Origin of the sequence: Pseudomonas putida, assembly GCA_041879295.1 — a bacterium.
Lineage (GTDB): Bacteria > Pseudomonadota > Gammaproteobacteria > Pseudomonadales > Pseudomonadaceae > Aquipseudomonas > Aquipseudomonas putida_Y.
Window position 1 is genome coordinate 4,327,298 of sequence record CP047152.1, and the last position, 19,878, is coordinate 4,347,175.

Annotated in this window: 20 protein-coding genes; 14 read left to right on the plus strand and 6 right to left on the minus strand. The window is 62.1% G+C overall.

Annotated elements, in window-relative coordinates:
- Nucleotides 1–77: 77 nt before the first annotated feature.
- The 6 genes from minC to GST84_19835 all read left to right on the plus strand — a co-directional run bounded on the left by minC (nucleotide 78) and on the right by GST84_19835 (nucleotide 6,777).
- Nucleotides 78–839 (plus strand): septum site-determining protein MinC, encoded by a 762-nt coding sequence (minC, locus tag GST84_19810; protein XGB14446.1) that lies wholly within the window; start codon nucleotides 78–80, stop codon nucleotides 837–839.
- Nucleotides 840–948: 109 nt separating this feature from the next.
- Nucleotides 949–1,761 (plus strand): septum site-determining protein MinD, encoded by an 813-nt coding sequence (gene minD, locus GST84_19815; protein XGB14447.1) that lies wholly within the window; start codon nucleotides 949–951, stop codon nucleotides 1,759–1,761.
- A gap of 3 nt (nucleotides 1,762–1,764) precedes the next feature.
- Nucleotides 1,765–2,019: a cell division topological specificity factor MinE gene (gene minE / locus GST84_19820; protein XGB14448.1), complete on the plus strand. Its 255-nt coding sequence runs from the start codon at nucleotides 1,765–1,767 to the stop codon at nucleotides 2,017–2,019.
- A 151-nt stretch (nucleotides 2,020–2,170) separates the two neighbouring features.
- Complete coding sequence (locus GST84_19825; GenBank protein XGB14449.1) at nucleotides 2,171–2,806, plus strand: RluA family pseudouridine synthase; 636 nt, start codon at nucleotides 2,171–2,173, stop codon at nucleotides 2,804–2,806.
- A 167-nt stretch (nucleotides 2,807–2,973) separates the two neighbouring features.
- Complete coding sequence (locus GST84_19830) at nucleotides 2,974–4,263, plus strand: M18 family aminopeptidase (GenBank protein ID XGB14450.1); 1,290 nt, start codon at nucleotides 2,974–2,976, stop codon at nucleotides 4,261–4,263.
- A gap of 348 nt (nucleotides 4,264–4,611) precedes the next feature.
- The gene (locus tag GST84_19835) at nucleotides 4,612–6,777 is read left to right on the plus strand and encodes a mechanosensitive ion channel (GenBank protein XGB14451.1); all 2,166 of its coding nucleotides are present in this window, start codon (nucleotides 4,612–4,614) and stop codon (nucleotides 6,775–6,777) included.
- Here the strand turns inward: GST84_19835 and GST84_19840 are convergent.
- On the minus strand, nucleotides 6,774–7,487 hold the full coding sequence (locus GST84_19840; protein ID XGB14452.1) for a UTRA domain-containing protein: 714 nt from the start codon (nucleotides 7,485–7,487) through the stop codon (nucleotides 6,774–6,776). The genes GST84_19835 and GST84_19840 overlap by 4 nt on opposite strands.
- A 326-nt stretch (nucleotides 7,488–7,813) precedes the next feature.
- Between GST84_19840 and GST84_19845 the strand changes: the two genes are divergently transcribed.
- From GST84_19845 to GST84_19870, 6 genes are all read left to right on the plus strand, one after another.
- Nucleotides 7,814–8,878 carry an extracellular solute-binding protein gene (locus GST84_19845; protein ID XGB14453.1) on the plus strand — a complete coding sequence of 355 codons (1,065 nt, stop codon included), beginning with the start codon at nucleotides 7,814–7,816 and terminating at the stop codon, nucleotides 8,876–8,878.
- 129 nt (nucleotides 8,879–9,007) lie between these two features.
- Nucleotides 9,008–9,814: an alkaline phosphatase family protein gene (locus tag GST84_19850; protein ID XGB14454.1), complete on the plus strand. Its 807-nt coding sequence runs from the start codon at nucleotides 9,008–9,010 to the stop codon at nucleotides 9,812–9,814.
- On the plus strand, nucleotides 9,811–10,650 hold the full coding sequence (locus GST84_19855; GenBank protein XGB14455.1) for an ABC transporter permease subunit: 840 nt from the start codon (nucleotides 9,811–9,813) through the stop codon (nucleotides 10,648–10,650). Before GST84_19850 ends, GST84_19855 begins: the two co-directional genes overlap by 4 nt.
- Complete coding sequence (locus GST84_19860; protein XGB14456.1) at nucleotides 10,640–11,434, plus strand: ABC transporter permease subunit; 795 nt, start codon at nucleotides 10,640–10,642, stop codon at nucleotides 11,432–11,434. Before GST84_19855 ends, GST84_19860 begins: the two co-directional genes overlap by 11 nt.
- A gap of 1 nt (nucleotide 11,435) precedes the next feature.
- Nucleotides 11,436–12,425 (plus strand): ATP-binding cassette domain-containing protein, encoded by a 990-nt coding sequence (locus tag GST84_19865; GenBank protein ID XGB14457.1) that lies wholly within the window; start codon nucleotides 11,436–11,438, stop codon nucleotides 12,423–12,425.
- Between the two features lie 14 nt (nucleotides 12,426–12,439).
- Nucleotides 12,440–13,093 (plus strand): HAD-IB family hydrolase, encoded by a 654-nt coding sequence (locus GST84_19870; protein ID XGB14458.1) that lies wholly within the window; start codon nucleotides 12,440–12,442, stop codon nucleotides 13,091–13,093.
- Nucleotides 13,094–13,153: 60 nt separating this feature from the next.
- On the opposite strand, the gene GST84_19875 is transcribed toward GST84_19870, so the two are convergent.
- Complete coding sequence (locus tag GST84_19875; protein XGB14459.1) at nucleotides 13,154–14,116, minus strand: zinc-binding dehydrogenase; 963 nt, start codon at nucleotides 14,114–14,116, stop codon at nucleotides 13,154–13,156.
- Between the two features lie 106 nt (nucleotides 14,117–14,222).
- Between GST84_19875 and GST84_19880 the strand changes: the two genes are divergently transcribed.
- Both GST84_19880 and GST84_19885 read left to right on the plus strand, forming a co-directional pair.
- A complete protein-coding gene (locus GST84_19880) occupies nucleotides 14,223–16,337 on the plus strand; it encodes a tail-specific protease (protein ID XGB14460.1) in 2,115 nt (704 codons plus the stop codon).
- Nucleotides 16,338–16,455: 118 nt separating this feature from the next.
- Complete coding sequence (locus tag GST84_19885; GenBank protein XGB14461.1) at nucleotides 16,456–17,421, plus strand: EAL domain-containing protein; 966 nt, start codon at nucleotides 16,456–16,458, stop codon at nucleotides 17,419–17,421.
- A gap of 24 nt (nucleotides 17,422–17,445) precedes the next feature.
- On the opposite strand, the gene GST84_19890 is transcribed toward GST84_19885, so the two are convergent.
- From GST84_19890 to GST84_19905, 4 genes are all read right to left on the minus strand, one after another.
- A complete protein-coding gene (locus GST84_19890) occupies nucleotides 17,446–17,814 on the minus strand; it encodes a hypothetical protein (GenBank protein XGB14462.1) in 369 nt (122 codons plus the stop codon).
- On the minus strand, nucleotides 17,811–18,149 hold the full coding sequence (locus GST84_19895; protein XGB14463.1) for a helix-turn-helix domain-containing protein: 339 nt from the start codon (nucleotides 18,147–18,149) through the stop codon (nucleotides 17,811–17,813). Before GST84_19895 ends, GST84_19890 begins: the two co-directional genes overlap by 4 nt.
- 114 nt (nucleotides 18,150–18,263) lie before the next feature.
- Entirely contained in the window at nucleotides 18,264–18,701 is a 438-nt protein-coding gene (locus GST84_19900; protein XGB14464.1) for a DUF1232 domain-containing protein, read from the minus strand.
- A gap of 288 nt (nucleotides 18,702–18,989) precedes the next feature.
- A complete protein-coding gene (locus GST84_19905) occupies nucleotides 18,990–19,742 on the minus strand; it encodes an FKBP-type peptidyl-prolyl cis-trans isomerase (protein ID XGB14465.1) in 753 nt (250 codons plus the stop codon).
- Nucleotides 19,743–19,878 lie beyond the last annotated feature (136 nt).

Sequence of the window (19,878 nt, forward strand, 5' to 3'; positions counted from 1 at the left end):
ACAACGGATCAGCGCATGTTGCGGGCAACCGGTGTTCTCGTTATAAGTCAGGGCACTTTTTTCGCAACAAGCCGTCTATGCAGACCATGAGCCCAAACCACACACCCGACACCGCCTCCGTGTTCCAGCTCAAGGGCAGCATGCTCGCCATTACGGTACTGGAACTGGCACGCAATGACCTTGAAGCCCTCGACCGCCAGTTGGCGGCCAAAGTCGCCCAGGCCCCGAACTTCTTCAGCAATACACCGCTGGTGCTGGCGCTGGACAAGCTGCCGGCCGACGAAGGGGCGGTCGACCTGCCCGGCTTGATGCGAATCTGCCGCCACCACGGCCTGCGTACCTTGGCCATCCGCGCCAACCGCATCGAGGACATCGCCGCCGCCATCGCCATCGACCTGCCGGTGCTGCCGCCGTCAGGGGCCCGCGAACGGCCGCTGGAGCCAGAGCCCGAGGTGGTCAAAAAGCCCGAACCGGCCCCGGCGCCACCACCGCCCCCCGAACCCGAGGTGCGCCCGACCCGCATCATTACTTCGCCAGTACGCGGTGGCCAACAGATCTATGCTCAGGGGGGAGACCTGATTGTTACCGCCTCGGTCAGCCCAGGTGCGGAACTTCTGGCCGATGGCAACATCCATGTGTACGGCGCCATGCGCGGCCGCGCCCTGGCCGGCATCAAAGGCAACACCAAGGCGCGTATCTTCTGCCAGCAGATGACCGCCGAAATGGTCTCGATCGCTGGCCAGTACAAGGTCTGCGAAGACCTGCGCCGGGATCCACTGTGGGGTACCAGCGTGCAAGTCAGCCTGTCTGGTGACGTGTTGAACATCACCCGTCTTTAACGGATACTTGCCAGCATTTTTAGAGCAACTTTTTTACCGTTGCCTTTATTTAGCTATTTCAGTTTTTTGCAGGGACAAGTGTCCCGACTATTTTTAGGGGTGAAACACCTTGGCCAAGATTCTCGTGGTTACTTCCGGCAAGGGGGGTGTGGGCAAGACCACTACCAGCGCCGCCATTGGTACCGGCCTCGCACTGCGCGGCCACAAGACCGTCATTGTCGACTTCGACGTGGGCCTGCGTAACCTCGACCTGATCATGGGCTGCGAACGCCGCGTGGTGTACGACTTCGTCAACGTGGTCAACGGCGAAGCCAACCTGCAGCAGGCCCTGATCAAGGACAAGCGCCTCGAGAACCTGTACGTGCTGGCCGCCAGCCAGACCCGTGACAAGGACGCGCTGACCCAGGAAGGCGTGGAAAAGGTACTGATGGACCTGAAGAAAGACTTCGAGTACGTCATCTGCGACTCGCCGGCCGGTATCGAAAAAGGTGCCCACCTGGCCATGTACTTCGCCGACGAAGCTATCGTGGTAACCAACCCGGAGGTTTCTTCGGTACGTGACTCCGACCGCATGCTGGGCATTCTGTCGAGCAAGTCGCGCCGCTCCGAAAACGGCGAAGAGCCGATCAAGGAGCATCTGCTGATCACCCGCTACCACCCAGAGCGCGTCGTCAAGGGTGAAATGCTGAGCGTGGCCGACGTCGAAGAAATCCTGTCGATCAAGCTCAAGGGTGTGATCCCGGAATCGCAGGCCGTCCTCAAGGCGTCCAACCAAGGTATCCCGGTCATTCTCGATGACCAGAGCGATGCCGGCCAGGCCTACAGTGATGCGGTCGACCGCCTGCTGGGCAAAGAGAAGCCGATGCGCTTCATCGATGTACAGAAGAAGGGATTCTTCGAGCGCATTTTCGGGAGCAAATAAACCATGAACCTTTTTGACTTCTTTCGTGGCAGACAGAAACAGTCCAGCGCGTCGGTAGCGAAAGAGCGTCTACAGATCATCGTGGCGCACGAGCGCGGCCAACGCAGCGAGCCGGACTACCTGCCCGCGCTGCAGAAAGAACTGCTGGAAGTGATCCGCAAATATGTGAACATCGGCAACGATGACGTGCATATCGAACTGGAAAACCAGGGCAGCTGCTCGATTCTGGAGCTGAACATCACCCTGCCGGATCGCTGATCCGCGTAGTCGACAATTTGGGGCTGCCTTGCAGCCCTTCGCGGGCAAGCCCGCTCCTACAGGGGAATGCATATCCTTTGTAGGAGCGGGCTTGCCCGCGAAGGGCCGCAAAGCGGCCCCAGCGTTTACTGCTATTTTCGTGAGACCTGTAATGCCGCTGTCGAATGTCCAGATCCTCTTCGAAGACGCCGCCATCCTGGTGATCAACAAACCGACCCTGCTACTGTCGGTCCCTGGCCGTGCCGAGGACAACAAGGACTGCCTGATCACCCGCCTGCAGGAAAACGGCTACCCCGATGCGCTGATCGTGCACCGTCTGGACTGGGAAACCTCCGGCATCATCCTGCTGGCACGCGATGCCGACAGCCACCGCGAGCTGTCGCGCCAGTTCCACGACCGCGAAACCGAAAAAGCCTACACCGCACTGTGCTGGGGCCAGCCGGCGCTCGACAGCGGCAGCATCGACCTGCCGCTGCGTTACGACCCACCGACCAAACCACGGCATGTGGTGGACCACGAGCAGGGCAAGCACGCCCTGACCTTCTGGCGTATCGTCGAGCGCTGCGGCGATCACTGCCGGGTGGAGCTGACACCGATTACCGGGCGTTCGCACCAACTGCGCGTGCACATGCTGTCGATCGGGCACCCGCTGCTGGGTGATCGGTTATACGCCAACCCGCAAGCCCTGGCAGCTCATGAGCGGCTTTGTCTGCATGCCTCGATGCTGAGCTTTACCCACCCGGTGTCCGGGCAGCGGTTGAAGTTCGAGTGCCCGGCACCGTTCTGATTTCGCAGGGCCTGTACCAGCCTCTTCGGCTAAAGCCGCACCCACAGGTACCGCGCCGCTCTCAGGGGCTGTGTTATACCTGTGGGAGCGGCTTTGGCCGCGAAGATGCAGACACAAATTGTCGACATTGTGCGTTAAACTCGCGCCACTGCTGTCTGGAGTGAGCTATGCGCGATGCACTGAATACCGGCCTTATCGACTTTCTCAAGGCCTCCCCCACGCCCTTCCACGCCACCGCCAGCCTGGTCCAGCGCCTTGAGGCGGCCGGCTACAAGCGCTTGGACGAGCGCGACAGTTGGGACCCCGAGGGCGGCGGCCGCTACTACGTCACCCGCAACGATTCTTCAATCATCGCCATCAAACTGGGCACGCAGTCGCCGCTGCTCAGTGGCATCCGCATGGTCGGCGCCCACACTGACAGCCCGTGCTTGCGGGTCAAGCCTCAGCCCGAGCTTCAGCGCCAGGGCTTCCTGCAACTGGGCGTGGAAGTGTATGGCGGCGCGTTGCTGGCACCCTGGTTCGACCGCGACCTGTCGCTGGCCGGCCGCGTCACCTACCGCCGTGACGGCAAGGTCGAAAGCCAGCTGATCGACTTCAAGCTGCCAATCGCGATCATCCCCAACCTGGCGATCCACCTGAACCGCACCGCCAACGAAGGCTGGGCGATCAACCCGCAGAACGAACTGCCCCCCATCCTCGCCCAAGTGGCTGGTGACGAGCGCATCGACTTCCGCGCCCTGCTCACCGAGCAACTGGCCCGCGAGCATGAATTGATCGCCGACGTGGTGCTGGACTACGAGCTGAGCTTCTACGACACGCAGGACGCCGCGCTGATCGGCCTGAATGGCGACTTCATCGCCGGCGCCCGCCTGGACAACCTGCTGTCGTGCTACGCCGGTTTGCAGGCCCTGCTGGCCGCCGATAGCGACGAAACCTGTGTGCTGGTGTGCAACGACCACGAAGAAGTCGGCAGTTGCTCGGCCTGCGGTGCCGATGGCCCGATGCTGGAGCAGACCCTGCAGCGCCTGCTGCCCGATGGCGACACCTATGTGCGCACCCTCCAGCGCTCGCTGATGGTGTCGGCCGACAACGCCCACGGCGTGCATCCCAACTACGCCGACAAGCATGACGGCAACCACGGCCCCAAGCTCAACGCCGGGCCCGTGATCAAAGTGAACAACAACCAGCGCTACGCCACCAACAGCGAGACTGCAGGGTTCTTCCGCCACTTGTGCATGGCCGAGGAAGTACCGGTGCAGAGCTTCGTGGTGCGCAGCGACATGGGCTGTGGCTCGACCATCGGGCCGATCACCGCCAGCCACCTGGGTGTGCGCACGGTGGATATCGGTTTGCCGACATTTGCCATGCATTCCATTCGCGAGCTGTGCGGCAGCCATGACCTGGCGCACCTGGTGAAGGTACTGACCGCGTTCTACCGTAGCCGCGAGCTGCCTTGATGCAAGCAGGCCCGGCCTTTTCGCGGGTATAACCGCGAAGAGGCCGGGCCTGCCTGAACGTGCTCAAGGTCAATCACGCCTCGTTTGCCAAGCGCTATGCTTGTTACATGGCCCCACTGCAAAAGGATTGCTGTCCATGTCCCCGTTCCTGTCTCTGTTCGTGCCGGTGTTCCTGTTCCTGATGCTGCTGACCATCGGCTTCAGCATGCGCGAACGCAACATCGGTGTACTGATGATGTGGATCGGCACCTTGGGTATTTTCGGCCTCACCTGCTGGAAGATCCTCGAGAAACTGCCGACATAAACCTCTACACTCGGTCAATCGTTTGACCTGAGGTAGATTTTCCAGTGCCTGCCCTCCTGCGTTACCTGTTCCTGCTGCTATTGCTTTTCATTGCCCCGGCACAAGCGGCGGGCCTGCCTGGCCTGCTGGGCGGCAGCGCGCCCGCGCAGCCAGAGGCCACCGAGCCGCTGGGCAAATCGCTGGACGAGGTGATCAAGAACCTCGAAAACGATCAGCAACGGGCCAAGCTGCTGGCCGACCTGAAAAAGCTGCGCGACGCCACCCGGCAATCGCAACCCAGCGTTGAACAGGGTGTGCTCGGCCTGATCGGCGGTGCCCTGCACGACTTTGAAAAACAGTTCAGCGGCGATGCCAGTCCATTCCACCGCTGGGCCGCGGAAATCGAACAGGCCCAGGCCGAACTGGCGGAACTGGTGGTGCCCGTGCACCAATGGCCGGCGATCCTGTTCGGTTTTGCTGCAGTGATTGCCGTGTGGAGCGTGCTGGCCTATGCCTTCAACTGGGTCGGCCATCGGGTCCGCCTGCGCTTTGGCCTGAGCGAAGAACTGCCACAGCACCCGCGTACCTGGGACCTGGTGCGCTTTGCCTTGCGCAAGCTCGGCCCATGGTTGGTCGCGTTGGTGTTCACGGTGTACCTGAGTTTCGTGCTGCCGCCATCGCTGGGCAAATCCCTGGCCATGGTGCTGGCCTACGCACTGGTGGTCGGTACCTGCTTTTCGGCCATTTGCGTCATCGCCTTTTCCTTGCTGGACGGCCCACACCGCCACCGTGCCCTGCACATCCTGCGGCGCCAGGCGTTTCGCCCGTTGTGGCTGATCGGCAGCTTCGCCGCGTTTGGCGAGGCGATGAGCGATCCACGCATGCTGGTGGCCCTCGGTACTCACCTGGCCCACGCCCTGGCTACCTTGGCCAATGTGATTGCGGCGCTGTGCACCGGGTTGTTCATCCTGCGCTTCCGCCGCCCGATCGCCCACCTGATCCGCAACCAGCCACTGTCGAGGCGACTGACCCGACGCACCCTCAGCGATACCATCGAGATCCTCGGCAGCTTCTGGTTCATTCCGGCGCTGATCCTTGTGGCCATTTCGCTGTTCGCCACCTTCGTCTCCGCCGGCGACACCAGCACCGCCCTACGCCAGTCGCTGATGTGCACGGTGCTGGTGGTGGTGTGCATGGTGCTCAACGGCCTGGTGCGCCGCCATACTGCCAACCCCAAGCGGGCCAGCAAGCGCCAGGCGGTGTACACCGAGCGCCTGCGCAACTTCGGCTACCTGCTGGTGCACCTGTTCATCTGGCTGGTGTTCATCGAGTTGGGCCTGCGCGTGTGGGGCGTGTCGATGATCAGCTTCGCCGAGGGCGACGGCCATGACGTCAGCCTGCGCCTGCTGGGCCTGGCCGGTACGCTGATGGTGGCCTGGCTGGTATGGATCCTTGCCGACACCGCCGTACACCATGCCCTGGTGGGCTCGCGCCGGGGGCTGGCCAACGCCCGTGCGCAAACCATGATGCCGTTGATCCGCAACGTGATGTTCGTGGTCATCTTCATCATCGCGGTCATCGTCGCACTGGCCAACATGGGCATGAACGTCACCCCGCTGCTGGCCGGTGCCGGTGTGATCGGCCTGGCCATCGGTTTTGGCGCGCAGTCGCTGGTGGCCGACCTGATCACCGGCCTGTTCATCATCATCGAGGATTCGCTGGCCATCGACGACTATGTGGATGTCGGCGGCCACCTGGGCACGGTGGAAGGGCTGACCATTCGTACCGTGCGCCTGCGCGACATCGACGGCATTGTGCATACCATCCCGTTCAGCGAGATCAAGAGCATCAAGAACTACTCGCGAGAGTTCGGCTACGCAATCTTCCGCGTGGCAATCCCGCACAGCATGAACATCGACCAGGCGATCACGCTGATTCGCGAAGTGGGGCAGAAGCTGCGCAATGACCCGCTGATGCGCCGCAACATCTGGTCACCGTTGGAGCTGCAGGGGGTGGAGAGCTTCGAGTCAGGCTCGGCGATCTTGCGGGCGCGGTTCAAGACCGCGCCGATCAAGCAGTGGGAGGTGTCGCGGGCATTCAACCTGGCCTTGAAGCGGCAACTGGACGAGGCCGGGCTTGACCTGGCAACGCCGCGGTTGTCGGTGCAGGTGGTGACAGCCGGTGGGGGTGGAATGACAGAGGCCGGTTCGCAGGAGCAGCCAGCACGCTAGCCTGCCTGCGCCCTGATGCGAATGGCATCATGCCGCCAATACTCGAGGTCGCAGTCGATCAGGTGCCCATGCTGGTCACTGTTGACCCGGGTAATGTGCAACCCCGGGCTGCCCGCCGACACTTTCAAGGCACTGGCCGCCTCCACCGGCAACGCTGTCGGCAGGATCTCGAAGCACACCTGCCCGTATTCGATGCCATACACCCGCCCATAAATCTCGGTCAGTGACTGCGCCAGGTCGTGTTCAAGAATGCCGGGAAAGTACCGGGGGTTGAGGTAGTGCTCGGCATACAGCACCGCCCGCCCGTCAATCCGCCGTAACCGGCAGACGCGCACCACGCTGGACAACGCCGGCAGCTGCAAGCGTGCACAAATGGCCGCCGAAGCCGGCTGCAGCCTCGCCGACAGCAGTTCGGTACTGGCCACCCGCCCCTGATCGCGCACCATGGCATGGAAGTGGCTGCGCTCGATCAGGTCGTAGGTCAAGCGCTGCGGTGCAACGAACCAGCCTCGGCGCTCTTCGCGGTAGATCAGGCCTTGGGCCTCCAGCTGCACCAACGCCTCACGCAGGGTAATGCGCGTGGTGTCGAACACCTCGCTGAGCCGCCGCTCGGCCGGCAGCTTGCCGCCCGGCGCCAGCAGACCATGCTCGATCTGCTCCTGCAGGGCATGACAGATGGCTGTTACCGCACGCGGGGGCGTCGACTGCATCAAAAGGTTACCTATCTGGACTAGTCCAGCCCCATTACAGGGCATTTGGAGAACAGTGCAAGCCTATGCAGGGCTGATGAACATCCTGTGACAAAGCTTAGGCCAGCCATTGCCAGAAACGCGCCAAGCCAGCAGAGCCGGGGCGATTACCTGGTCTACGCTGTAGCTTCAGGGCCCTTGCCGGCCCCCTGCCTACATCAAACTGTCACGCAAGCGGCCTACCTTGGCTCAAGGTTTGCTGACCTAGACCAAAGGTGCCAGTCAAAGGCTTGCAACGGCTTTACCCAGAATAATGATCGCAAGGCACCCACCCAAAGGAGCTTCGGATGAAAAAGTTCTTCATGGCGTCACTGCTCGGTTCGGCCATCGCGTTGTGCACCACGGCCATGGCCGCCGGCACTGACCTCAAGGCCCTGGAAGACGCCGCCCGCAAGGAAGGCACTGTCAACAGCGTGGGCATGCCCGACGCCTGGGCCAACTGGAAAGGCACCTGGGAAGACCTGGCCAGCAAGTACGGCCTCAAGCACAGCGACACCGACATGAGCTCGGCGCAGGAACTGGCCAAGTTCGAAGCCGAGAAAGATAACGCCAGCGCCGACATCGGTGACGTGGGTGCCGCTTTCGGCCCGATCGCGGTGACCAAGGGCGTCAGCCAGCCTTACAAGCCAAGCACCTGGGACCAGGTGCCGGAATGGGCCAAGGACAAGGACGGCCACTGGGCGCTGGCCTATACCGGCACCATCGCCTTCATCATCAACAAGGACCTGGTCAAGGAAGAAGAACGGCCGAAAACCTGGCATGACCTGGAAAAAGGCAAGTACAAGGTTGCCATTGGCGACGTCGGCACCGCCGCCCAGGCCGCCAACGGTGTGCTGGCTGCGGCCATCGCCTACAAAGGTGACGAGCAGAACATCCAGCCGGGCCTGCAGTTGTTCACCAAACTGGCGCAGCAGAAGCGCCTGTCGCTGGCCAACCCGACCATCCAGACCCTGGAAAAGGGCGAAGTGGAAGTTGGCGTGGTGTGGGACTTCAACGGCCTGAGCTACCGTGAACAGATCGATCCCAAGCGTTTTGAAGTGCTGATTCCCTCGGACGGCTCGGTGATTTCCGGCTATACCACGGTCATCAACAAGTACGCCAAGCACCCCAACGCGGCCAAACTGACCCGTGAATACATCTTCAGCGATGCCGGGCAGATCAACCTGGCCAAGGGGCACGCGCGGCCGATCCGGGCCGAGCACCTGAAACTGCCGGCGGATGTGCAGGCCAAGCTGCTGCCCAACGACCAGTACGGTGCCGCCCAGCCGATCAAGAATGCCGAGGCCTGGGAAGCCACCTCGAAGAAACTGCCGCAGATGTGGCAGGAGCAGGTGATCATCGAGATGGAGTAAGGGGCCGGGCTTTGTAGCGCCTGATCCGGCCCTTTCGCGGGTAAACCCGCTCCTACACAGGGATACGCGATACATGTAGGAGCGGGTTTACCCGCGAAGGTGCCAACGCGGTTCATGACTGGAGAAAACATGCAACACAACGTCATCCTGGTCCTGCTCGACGGCCTCAACTACCAGGTCGCCCACCACGCGATGGGCCACCTGCACGCCTACGTCGAGGCCGACCGTGCCGCGCTGTACCGCGTGGAATGCGAGCTGCCATCGCTGTCGCGGCCGCTGTACGAATGCATTCTTACCGGCGTGCCGCCAATCGACAGCGGCATCGTGCACAACAACATCAACCGCCTGTCCAACCAGCGCAGCGTGTTTCACTACGCACGCGAGGCCAATCTGGGCACTGCAGCGGCCGCGTACCACTGGATGAGCGAGCTGTACAACCGCTCGCCCTTCGACCCGCAGCGTGACCGCCACACCCACGCGCCAAAGCTGCCGATCCAGCACGGGCTGTTCTACTGGGACGACCGTTACCCCGATTCGCACCTTCTGGCCGATGGCGAGTACCTGCGCCGCCGCCACGCCCCCAACTTCCTGCTGGTGCATCCGATGAGCGTTGACGACGTGGGTCACCGCCACGGCCTGGACAGCAGCCAGTATCGCAACGCTGCGCGCAGCGTCGACATCCTGCTGGCCGACTACCTGCCCGGCTGGCTCGAGGAGGGCTATCAGGTATTGGTCACCGCCGACCACGGCATGAACAACGACCGCTCGCACAACGGCCTGCTGGCTGAAGAACGTGAGGTGCCGCTGTTCGTCTTCGGCGACGCCTTCAGCCTGGACCCGGCCGCCAAGCCGCTGCAGACCGAACTGTGCGGCACCATCTGTGAACTGCTGGGCGCCGCGCATGACAAGACGGTTTGCCGGGAGCTGCTGAAGTGAGTGGCGGTATACGTGGCCGCTACCTGGCCCTGCTCTGCCTGCTACCGTTCGCCGTGTTCTTCGTCATCTTCCAGGTCGCCCCGCTGGCCTGGGTGGCGATCAACAGCCTGCAATCGGAAGCCGGCTGGGGCATCGACAACTTCAGCAAGGTGTTCGCGTCCAAGTTCTACCTGCAGGCGTTGCAACGCAGCCTGGAAATCAGCTTCTGGTCGAGCGTGTTCGGCATCGTCATTGCTACCCTCGGCGCCTACTCGCTGCGCCAGGTGGACTCGAAGCTGCGCGACTTCGTCAGCGCCTTCGCCAACATGACCAGCAACTTTGCCGGCGTACCACTGGCCTTTGCCTTCATCATCCTGCTCGGTTTCAACGGCGCGCTGACCCTGCTGCTGAAACAGATCGGCCTGCTGGAAGACTTCAGTATCTATTCCAAAAGCGGGCTGATCCTGGTGTACACCTACTTCCAGATCCCGCTGGGCGTATTGCTGCTGTACCCCGCCTTCGATGCCCTGCGCGAAGACTGGCGCGAGTCAGCCGCGCTGCTGGGCGCCAACCACTGGCAGTACTGGCGACACATCGGCCTGCCGGTACTGGCCCCGGCACTGCTGGGCACCTTCGTCATCCTGCTGGCCAACGCCCTCGGCGCCTACGCCACCGTGTACGCACTGACCACCGGCAACTTCAACGTACTGCCAATCCGCATCGCCGGCCTGGTGGCGGGCGACATCAGCCTCGATCCGAACCTGGCCAGCGCCCTGGCGATGGTGCTGGTGGGGCTGATGACGCTGGTCACGGTGGTGCATCAATGGCTGCTGAAAAGGAGCTACCATGCGCGCTGACATCCGCTCCGGCGGCTGGTACCACCGCCTCGTGGTCTACCTGCTGTTCCTGATCCTGCTGCTGCCCCTGGCCGGCACCCTCCTCTACTCGCTGGCCACCAGCTGGTCGGCGAGCCTGCTGCCCAGTGGCCTGACCCTCAAGTGGTATGCGGCGCTGTGGAGCGAGCCGCGCTTCCTTGCGGCCTTCGGCCAGTCGCTGCTGGTGTGCGTCGGCGCACTGCTGCTGTCGGTGGTGCTGATCTTGCCACTGCTGTTCGTGGTGCATTACCACTTCCCGCGGCTCGACGCGCTGATGAACATCCTCATCCTGCTGCCTTTTGCGGTGCCGCCGGTGGTGTCGTCGGTGGGGCTGCTGCAACTGTATGGCAGCGGGCCGATGGCCATGGTCGGCACACCGTGGATCCTGATCGGCTGCTACTTCACCATCGCCCTGCCGTTCATGTACCGGGCCATCACCAACAACCTTCAGGCCATCAACCTGCGCGACCTGATGGACGCCGCGCAACTGCTCGGCGCCAGCACCTGGCAGGCCGCACTGCTGGTGGTGCTGCCGAACCTGCGCCAGGGCCTGATGGTGGCATTGCTGCTGTCGTTCTCGTTCCTGTTCGGCGAATTCGTGTTTGCCAACCTGCTGGTCGGCACCCGCTACGAGACCCTGCAGGTGTACCTGAACAACATGCGCAACAGCAGCGGCCACTTCAACAGCGCACTGGTGATCTCCTACTTCGCCTTCGTGCTGGTACTGACCTGGGTCGCCAACCGCCTGAACAAGGACAAGACCTGACATGAGCTTCGTCAGCGTACAGAAACTGCAGAAAAGCTACGCCGGTAGCCCGGTGTTCGAGAGTATCGACTGCCACATCGAACGCGGCGAATTCGTCACCCTGCTCGGCCCGTCCGGCTGCGGCAAGTCCACCCTGCTGCGTTGCATTGCCGGGCTGACCTCGGTGGATAGCGGGCAGATACTGCTCGACGGCCACGACATCGTGCCGCTAAGCCCGCAAAAGCGTGGCATCGGCATGGTGTTCCAGAGCTACGCGCTGTTCCCCAACATGACCGTGGAGCAGAATGTCGCCTTTGGCCTGCGCATGCAGAAGGTCAAGGCCGATGAAAGCCAACTGCGGGTACACGAGGCGCTTGAGCTGGTGGAGCTGGGCAAGTTCGCCGGGCGCTACCCACACCAGCTTTCCGGCGGCCAGTGCCAGCGTGTGGCCCTGGCCCGCTCACTGGTCACACGCCCGCGCCTGCTGCTGCTCGACGAACCGTTGTCGGCGCTGGATGCGCGTATCCGCAAGCACCTGCGCGAGCAGATTCGCGCCATCCAGCGCGAACTGGGGCTGACCACCATATTCGTCACTCACGATCAGGAGGAAGCGCTGACCATGTCCGACCGCATCTTCCTGATGAACCAGGGGCGCATCGTCCAAAGCGGCGATGCCGAAACCCTCTACACCGCACCCGTGGACCTGTTTGCCGCCGGTTTTATCGGCAACTACAACCTGCTCGACGCCGACAGCGCCAGCCGCCTGCTACAGCGCCCGGTGGCCAGCCGCCTGGCGATCCGCCCAGAGTCGATCACCCTTGGCGAGCACGGCGAGCTTGACGCCGAGGTACGCAGCCACAGCCTGCTGGGCAACGTGATCCGCTACCGGGTGCGGGTGCGTGAAGTGGAGCTGGTGGTCGATGTGCTCAACCGCTCGCCGGCCGACTTGCACGCGGACGGGAAACGGGTAAGCGTGTCGATCGACCCCACTGCGCTGCGGGAAGTGGCTTAAGGAGACTCACCACAATGGCACTGGCAATTTTCGATCTGGATGAAACCCTGATCCACGGCGACTGCGCATCACTGTGGAGCGAGCAGATGGCCCGGTTGGGCTGGGTCGACGGCAAGGACTTCCTGCGCCGCGACCATGAACTGATGGAAGCCTATGGCAGGGGCCACCTGCAGATGGAGGACTACATGGCTTTCAGCCTGGAGCCGATTGCCGGGCGCACCCTGGAAGAAGTCGAGCACCTGGTGGCACCGTGGGTCGAAGAAGTGATCGAACCCATCATCTACGGTGACGCCTGCCGCTGCATTGCCGAGCACCGCAAGCGTGGGGATCGCATACTGATCATTTCCGCTTCGGGTACGCATCTGGTCGGGCCGATTGCCGCGAGACTGGGCGTGGATGAGTACCTGGCCATCGAGCTGGAGGCAGTGAACGGGGTGTACACTGGCAAGACCCACGGGGTGCTGACCTATCGTGAGGGCAAGATCACCCGATTGCTGGAGTGGTTGGATCAGGAGCAGGAAAACCTGGAGGGCGCGAGTTTCTATTCCGATTCGAGGAATGACTTGCCGTTGCTGTTGAAGGTGGATCACCCACATGTGGTGAACCCGGATGCGGTGTTGCGCGAGCATGCCGAGATCAACGGGTGGCCGATTCTGAGCTGGAGCTGAAGGTCTTCATGGCCTGCGCCGGCCTCTTCGCGAGTGACCCCGCGAAGAGGCCGGGCCTGCTTACACCAGGCTAGGGTCGATCACCATCACCAGCTTGCCCGACACCTGGTTGGTCTCCAGCTCGGCATACGCCGCCTGGGCAAACTCCACCGGATAGGTATCGACCAGCTGCGGCGACAACCGCCCCTCGGCAAACAGCGGCCATACGTGCTGCTGCAGTTCGCTCAGCAGCTCGGCCTTGAAGCCGTCGTCACGGTTGCGCAGGGTGGAACCGGTAATTTCCAGACGCTTGCCCAGCACTTGGGCCAGGTCCAGCTCAAACTTGCGTCCTCCCATCAGGCCGATGATCACCCAGCGACCGTCGCGGGCCAACAGTTTGAGGTTCAGCTCACCGTAGCTGGCGCCCACCGGGTCGAGAATCACATCGAACGGGCCAAAACCTTCCAGCGCTTCCAGGTTCTCGTTACGTACCACACCACCCGCAGCGCCCAGCGCCTGGCAGTAGGCAAGACGATCCTGCGAACCGACGCTGACCCATACCGGGCTGCCGAACGCCTTGCATAGCTGGATAGCGGCCGAGCCAACGCCACTGGCGCCGGCGTGCACCAGCACCTTCTCGCCAGCCTTCACTGCACCGAGCTGGAAGATGTTCAGCCAGGCGGTGGCATACACCTCCGGCAACGCTGCCGCTTCATGCAGGCCAAGGCCCTCGGGCACCGGCAGCACATGACGGGCATCCACCACCACTTCCTCGGCCATGGCGCCGCTGGCCAGCAGGGCGCAAACGCGATCACCCACGCGCCAATCGGCACCAGCCCCCACCTCTTCAACCACCCCGGCACACTCCAGCCCCATGTACGGGCTGGCACCTGGCGGTGGCGGGTACAAACCTTTCATCTGCAGCAGGTCGGCGCGGTTCAGCCCCGCAGCGGCCACGCGAATGCGCACTTGGCCCGCGTCACAGGTCGGGCGTTCGGCCTCGACCCACTCCACATGTCCGTCAACGCCTTGCAATGCCTTCACAGTGCCTCCATAGTTGAATCATGACTGGGCCTGAGGTCGCTTACCTCAGGCCTTTTGCAGTATTTGCCCGGCTCCATGGAACCGGCAACGGAAAAGACGGCCTACTATGCGTGATCAATTGCCTCCACGTCGAATCAGCATGAAGCATTTCCTTCCAAGCACCGCACTGGCTGTGATGATCGGCCTGGGCAGCCTCACGCTCGGCGGCAATGCAGTGGCCGCCAACAAGTGGGACAGCCTGCAGCCGGACCGCGACGAGATCGTCGCCAGCCTCAACGTGGTGGAGTTGCTCAAGCGCCACCACTACAGCAAGCCCCCCCTGGACGATGCCCGTTCGGTCATTATCTACGACAGCTACATCAAGCTGCTGGACCCGGCGCGCAGCTACTTCACCGCTGCCGACATTGCCGAATTCGATAAATGGAAAACGCAATTCGACGATTTTCTCAAGAGCGGCAACCTGGACCCGGGCTTCACCATCTACAAACGCTACCTCGACCGCGTCAAGCAACGCCTGGACTTCGCCCTGGCCGAGCTGAACAAGGGCGTGGACAAGATGGACTTCACCACCAAGGAAACCTTGCTGATCGACCGCAAGGACGCACCGTGGATGAAGAACCAGGCCGAGCTCGACGACTTGTGGCGCAAACGCGTTAAAGACGAAGTGCTGCGCCAGAAGATCGCCGGCAAGGAACCCAAGCAGATCCAGGAAACCCTGATCAAGCGCTACAAGAACCAGCTCGCGCGTCTGGACCAGACTCGTGCCGAGGACATCTTCCAGGCCTACATCAACACCTTCGCCCAGTCCTACGACCCACACACCAATTACCTGTCGCCGGACAACGCCGAGAACTTCGACATCAACATGAGCCTGTCGCTCGAAGGCATCGGTGCGGTGCTGCAAAGCGACAACGACCAGGTCAAGATCGTGCGCCTGGTGCCGGCCGGCCCGGCAGCCAAGACCAAGCAGGTGGCCCCGGCCGACAAGATCATCGGCGTGGCCCAGGGCAACAAGGAAATGGTCGACGTGGTGGGCTGGCGCCTGGACGAAGTGGTCAAGCTGATCCGCGGCCCGAAAGGCTCGGTGGTGCGCCTGGAAATCATCCCGGCCAGCAATGCGCCTAGCGACCAGACCAGCAAGATTGTGTCGATCACCCGTGAAGCGGTAAAGCTTGAAGAGCAGGCGGCGAAGAAGTCGGTGCTCAAGCTCAAGCAGGACGGGCGTGACTACAAGCTGGGCATCATCGAGATCCCGGCCTTCTACCTGGACTTCAAGGCCTACCGCGCTGGCGACCCGGAGTACAAGAGCACCACGCGTGACGTGAAGAAGCTGCTCACCGAACTGCAAAAAGAAAAAGTCGACGGCGTGGTCATCGACCTGCGCAACAACGGCGGTGGCTCGCTGCAGGAAGCCACCGAGCTGACCAGCCTGTTCATCGAAAAAGGCCCGACCGTGCTGGTGCGCAACAGCGACGGCCGCGTCGACGTGCTGGAAGACGAAAACCCGGGGGCCTTCTACAAGGGCCCGCTGGCACTGCTGGTCAACCGCCTGTCGGCCTCGGCATCGGAGATCTTCGCCGGTGCCATGCAGGACTACCACCGCGCGCTGATCATCGGTGGCCAGACCTTCGGCAAAGGCACCGTGCAGACCATCCAGCCGCTCAACCATGGCGAGCTGAAGCTGACCCTGGCCAAGTTCTACCGGGTTTCCGGGCAGAGCACCCAGCATCAGGGGGTACTGCCAGACATCGACTACCCATCGATCATCGACACCAAGGAAATCGGCGAGAGCGCCCTGCCAGAGGCCATGCCGTGGGACACCATCCGCCCGGTGGTCAAGCCTGCAGCCGATCCGTTCAGGCCGTTCCTGGCCCAGCTCAAAGCGCAGCATGAGGCACGTAGCGTCAAGGATGCCGAGTTCACCTACATACGCGACCGCCTGGCCCTGACCCAGAAGCTGATGAACGAGAAAACCGTCAGCCTCAACGAGCAGGAACGCCGTGCACGCCACGACAGCATCGAGACCAAGCAACTGGCGCTGGAAAACATCCGCCGCAAGGCCAAGGGTGAAGAACCGCTGAAAGAGCTGAAGAAAGAGGACGAAGACGCTCTGCCGGTCGAGGATGAAAACACCAAACCGGAAGACGACGCTTACCTCGCCGAGACCGGTCGCATCCTGATCGACTACCTCAGTGCCAGCACCAAGGTGGCCAAGAAGTAAGGCACGTCAGCAATGATGGCAGAATAATGCGACCTGTCATCAAACAGTCATCGCGCTGTCGTGAAATATAGGGGCCGGGCATGCAGATGTCCGGCCCTTTCATTTTCAGGAATACATCATGACCGTTGCCGAACAGCTCAGTGCCTTGAGTGCCATCCTGGCTCAACGCAGTATTCACAGTCTGTTCCAGCCAATCGTGTGCCTGAGTGAACATAGGGTGTTTGGCCATGAGGCGCTGAGCCGTGGCCCGTCCAACAGCCCACTGCATGCGCCGCTCAACCTGTTTACCATCGCCCGCCAGGCCGGCCGCCTGACCGAGCTGGAAGCCGCTTGCCGAGAAAGCGCCTGCCGACGCTTCAGCGAGCAGCAACTGCAGGGCAAACTGTTTCTCAACATTTCGCCCGAGTCGCTGCTGGAGCCGCACTACCCCTCCGGCCTGACCCTGAAACTGCTCGAACAGGTTGGCCTGCCGCCAAGCCGGGTGGTGATCGAGTTGACCGAGCACACACCCACCGACGACTTCCAGCTGCTGTCCAATGCCCTGCACCACTATCGCGACATGGGCTTCTCGATTGCCATCGACGACTTGGGCGCGGGATATTCCAGCCTGCGCCTGTGGTCGGAGCTGCGCCCCGAGTACGTGAAGATCGACCGGCACTTCATTGACGGCATCCACCGTGACCCGCTCAAGCGCGAGTTTGTTGGCTCCATTCTGCAGATCGCCCGGGCGTCGAAGGCACAAGTGATTGCCGAGGGCATCGAGCTGGCGGAAGAGCTGGCAGTGCTGGTGGAGATGGGCGTGGACCTGGTGCAGGGCTACTTGCTAGGGCGGCCACAGGAGCTGGGGGTACGCGACAACGGGCTTTTACCAGCACTGACGCAGGTGCCACTGGCCGAACAATCGACAGTGCGCTTGAATGCCACGATCGGGCAGCTGCTGGAGCTGTTTGGCCGGCACCAGCACCTGGAGGCATTGGAAGTGGTGGATGCCGATGGCAGAGTGTGCGGGTTGATTCACAGAGATGCGCTGCCTGTGCCGGCCTATCCGCGGGCCAACCCGCTCCTGCAGGGTCACCACCTGTAGCGAATAGACTGGAACGGGAGCGACTCAGGCTGTTTCGGGATAGCTGTACTCGAACACCCGAACCACCTCAGAGGCATGCCACGAGGCGGCCTCCAGGCCATCGACCGGCCCGGTAAACCGCCCCAGGCGCTCGACACACTCAAAGAACCCAGTACGCGGCAAACGGCTGGCGCCTTGGCTGATCACCAGCGAACTGCGCAATGGCTGCTCGGCACGTGCATCCAGCACCGCCAGGTATTCCAGCGCGGCAGTCAGCGTTTGCATGGCCGGGCTGGGCAACTGCAAGCGCTCGATCAGTGCTCGGTAGGTCAGCAAGTGGCGTTGACGACGGGCCAGGTCAAGCTCACCCAGCAGGTTATCCCAGTGCTGACGGCTGATCCTGACCTGGCTCATGATGGCTCGCTCCAGCCAGCCACCCCCAGATGCCAGGCCAAGGCGCGGCGGATGGCAGCATCTGGCTGGCGCTCACCCGATTCGATCATGGCCAGATACGCCGGGCTCACCCCGATGTTGCGCGCCAGTTGCTCAGGGGCAATGCCCTTGGCCTGACGAATATGGGCGACTTCGCTGAAGGCTGGCAGAGGTGCACTGGCAACAACGCCCTGCGCCTCACTGGAAACTGCGTCGGCAGGTGCCTGCCCTGCAGCCCTGAGCAACGCCTGATATTGCTCCCAGGGAACGACGGCGTACTCGGGTTGACCGTCCCGGCTGATGACCTGAATACCCATTACAAACCCCTTTAAAAAGGATTACAGCATGTAATCCGTAGGCATAACCCTTATGCCAATTATATTACCAACTCCGAGGTCTGTGCAGTTGAGGTGAGATTCAGGCCAGTTTCATCAGCTGTTGCGCTCCAGCCGCAGCGCTTCCGGGGTAGCCGGCAGGCGCTCGACCACGCGTAGCCGCTCGGGTGCCTGGCTATCGCGCCAGGCCTTGAAGCGCGCCAATTCGTCGGCCACGGTTTTCAGCACCCAGCCCAGCACCGCGATGTCATCAAGGAAACCTACCCCCAGCAACCAGTCCGGGATGGCATCGATAGGGCTGACGAAATACAGCAGGCCAGCCACGACAGTGACCAGTGCCTTGGGGCTGATGGCGCGGTACTCCCCCCTCCACCAGGCCAGGCATAGCGACTGCAGCAGCTTCACGTCTTCGCGCAGTTGGCCGAGGCGCGGGCCTTTGCGCGCTACCGCGAACAGCAAGGCCGGCAACCGACCGCGGCTGAGCAGGCGCTCGGCCAATGGCAGGAAACGGGCAAAATTCCAGGGTGCGCTCATGGAGCCTCCAAGAGGAAAAGGTTATCCACATTTATTGTGGATAACCTTGTGAACAGGGCGAGGTTTCCGACCCCAGGTGCCTGCCAGGCAAGGGGCCCAGTCAGATCGGGCGTTTTTTACACAGTCGTTTCACGCCATGGCTACCTGCGCCGCAAACGATTTGCGTCAGAAACATCCTACTTCTTCACGCTGCATTTCTTCGGACAGTATCAGCTGTTGCTGGTTCGTCCAATCGGCACAAACGAAAACGCCCCATCAATGTGGGGCGTTTTCGACAACCAGCCAATGTTACTTGGCAGGTGCTTCTTCAGGGGCTTCGGCTTGCGGCTCGGCGCCTTGCAACTGGGCCGGGTCCTTGATGGCGATCAGTTCCAGATCGAACACCAGTACCGAGTTGGCCGGGATCAGCGGGCTTGGGCTTTGTGCGCCATAGGCCAGTTCAGCCGGGATGAACAACTTGTACTTTTCGCCGACGTGCATCAGCTGCAAACCTTCGACCCAACCTGGGATCACACCGCTGACCGGCAGGTCGATCGGGCTGCCACGTTCGACGGAGCTGTCGAATACCTTGCCGTCGATCAGCTTGCCTTCGTAGTGGACAGTGACCACGTCAGTCGGCTTGGGCTGCGGGCCGTCGGCCTTCTTGACCACTTCGTACTGCAGGCCCGAGGCAGTGGTGACCACGCCTGGCTTCTTGGCGTTTTCTTCGAGGAACTTCTTGCCGGCGGAGGCGGCTTCTTCGCTGGCCTTGGCCAGGCGCTCCTCGGCGCGTTTCTGCAATGCGGTGAAGGCCTCTACCAGCTCTTCGTCCTTGATGCGTTGTTCTTTCTTGCTAACGGCGTCTTCGATGCCGAGGGCGACTGCTTTCGAATCAAGGTCTTCCATGCCTTCCTGAGCCAGGCTCTTGCCCATGTTCAGGCCGATACCGTAGGAGGCTTTCTGCGCCGGAGTCTTCAGCTCGGGGCTGCTGGCTTGTTGATCGCAGCCAGCCAGTACCAGGCCTACCAGGGCAACCGCAGCCGCCAAACGATGCTGTTTCATGCTATTTCCTTGTTCATGCGCCATAAGGGCAATCAGGGTAAAGCCGCGAGCTTAGCAGGCGGCCATGACCAATGGCTACCGGCATAGGAGCGGGTTTTCGTAAGGAAGTTCAGTCGTTAAAAGCTTCTTCATCGAA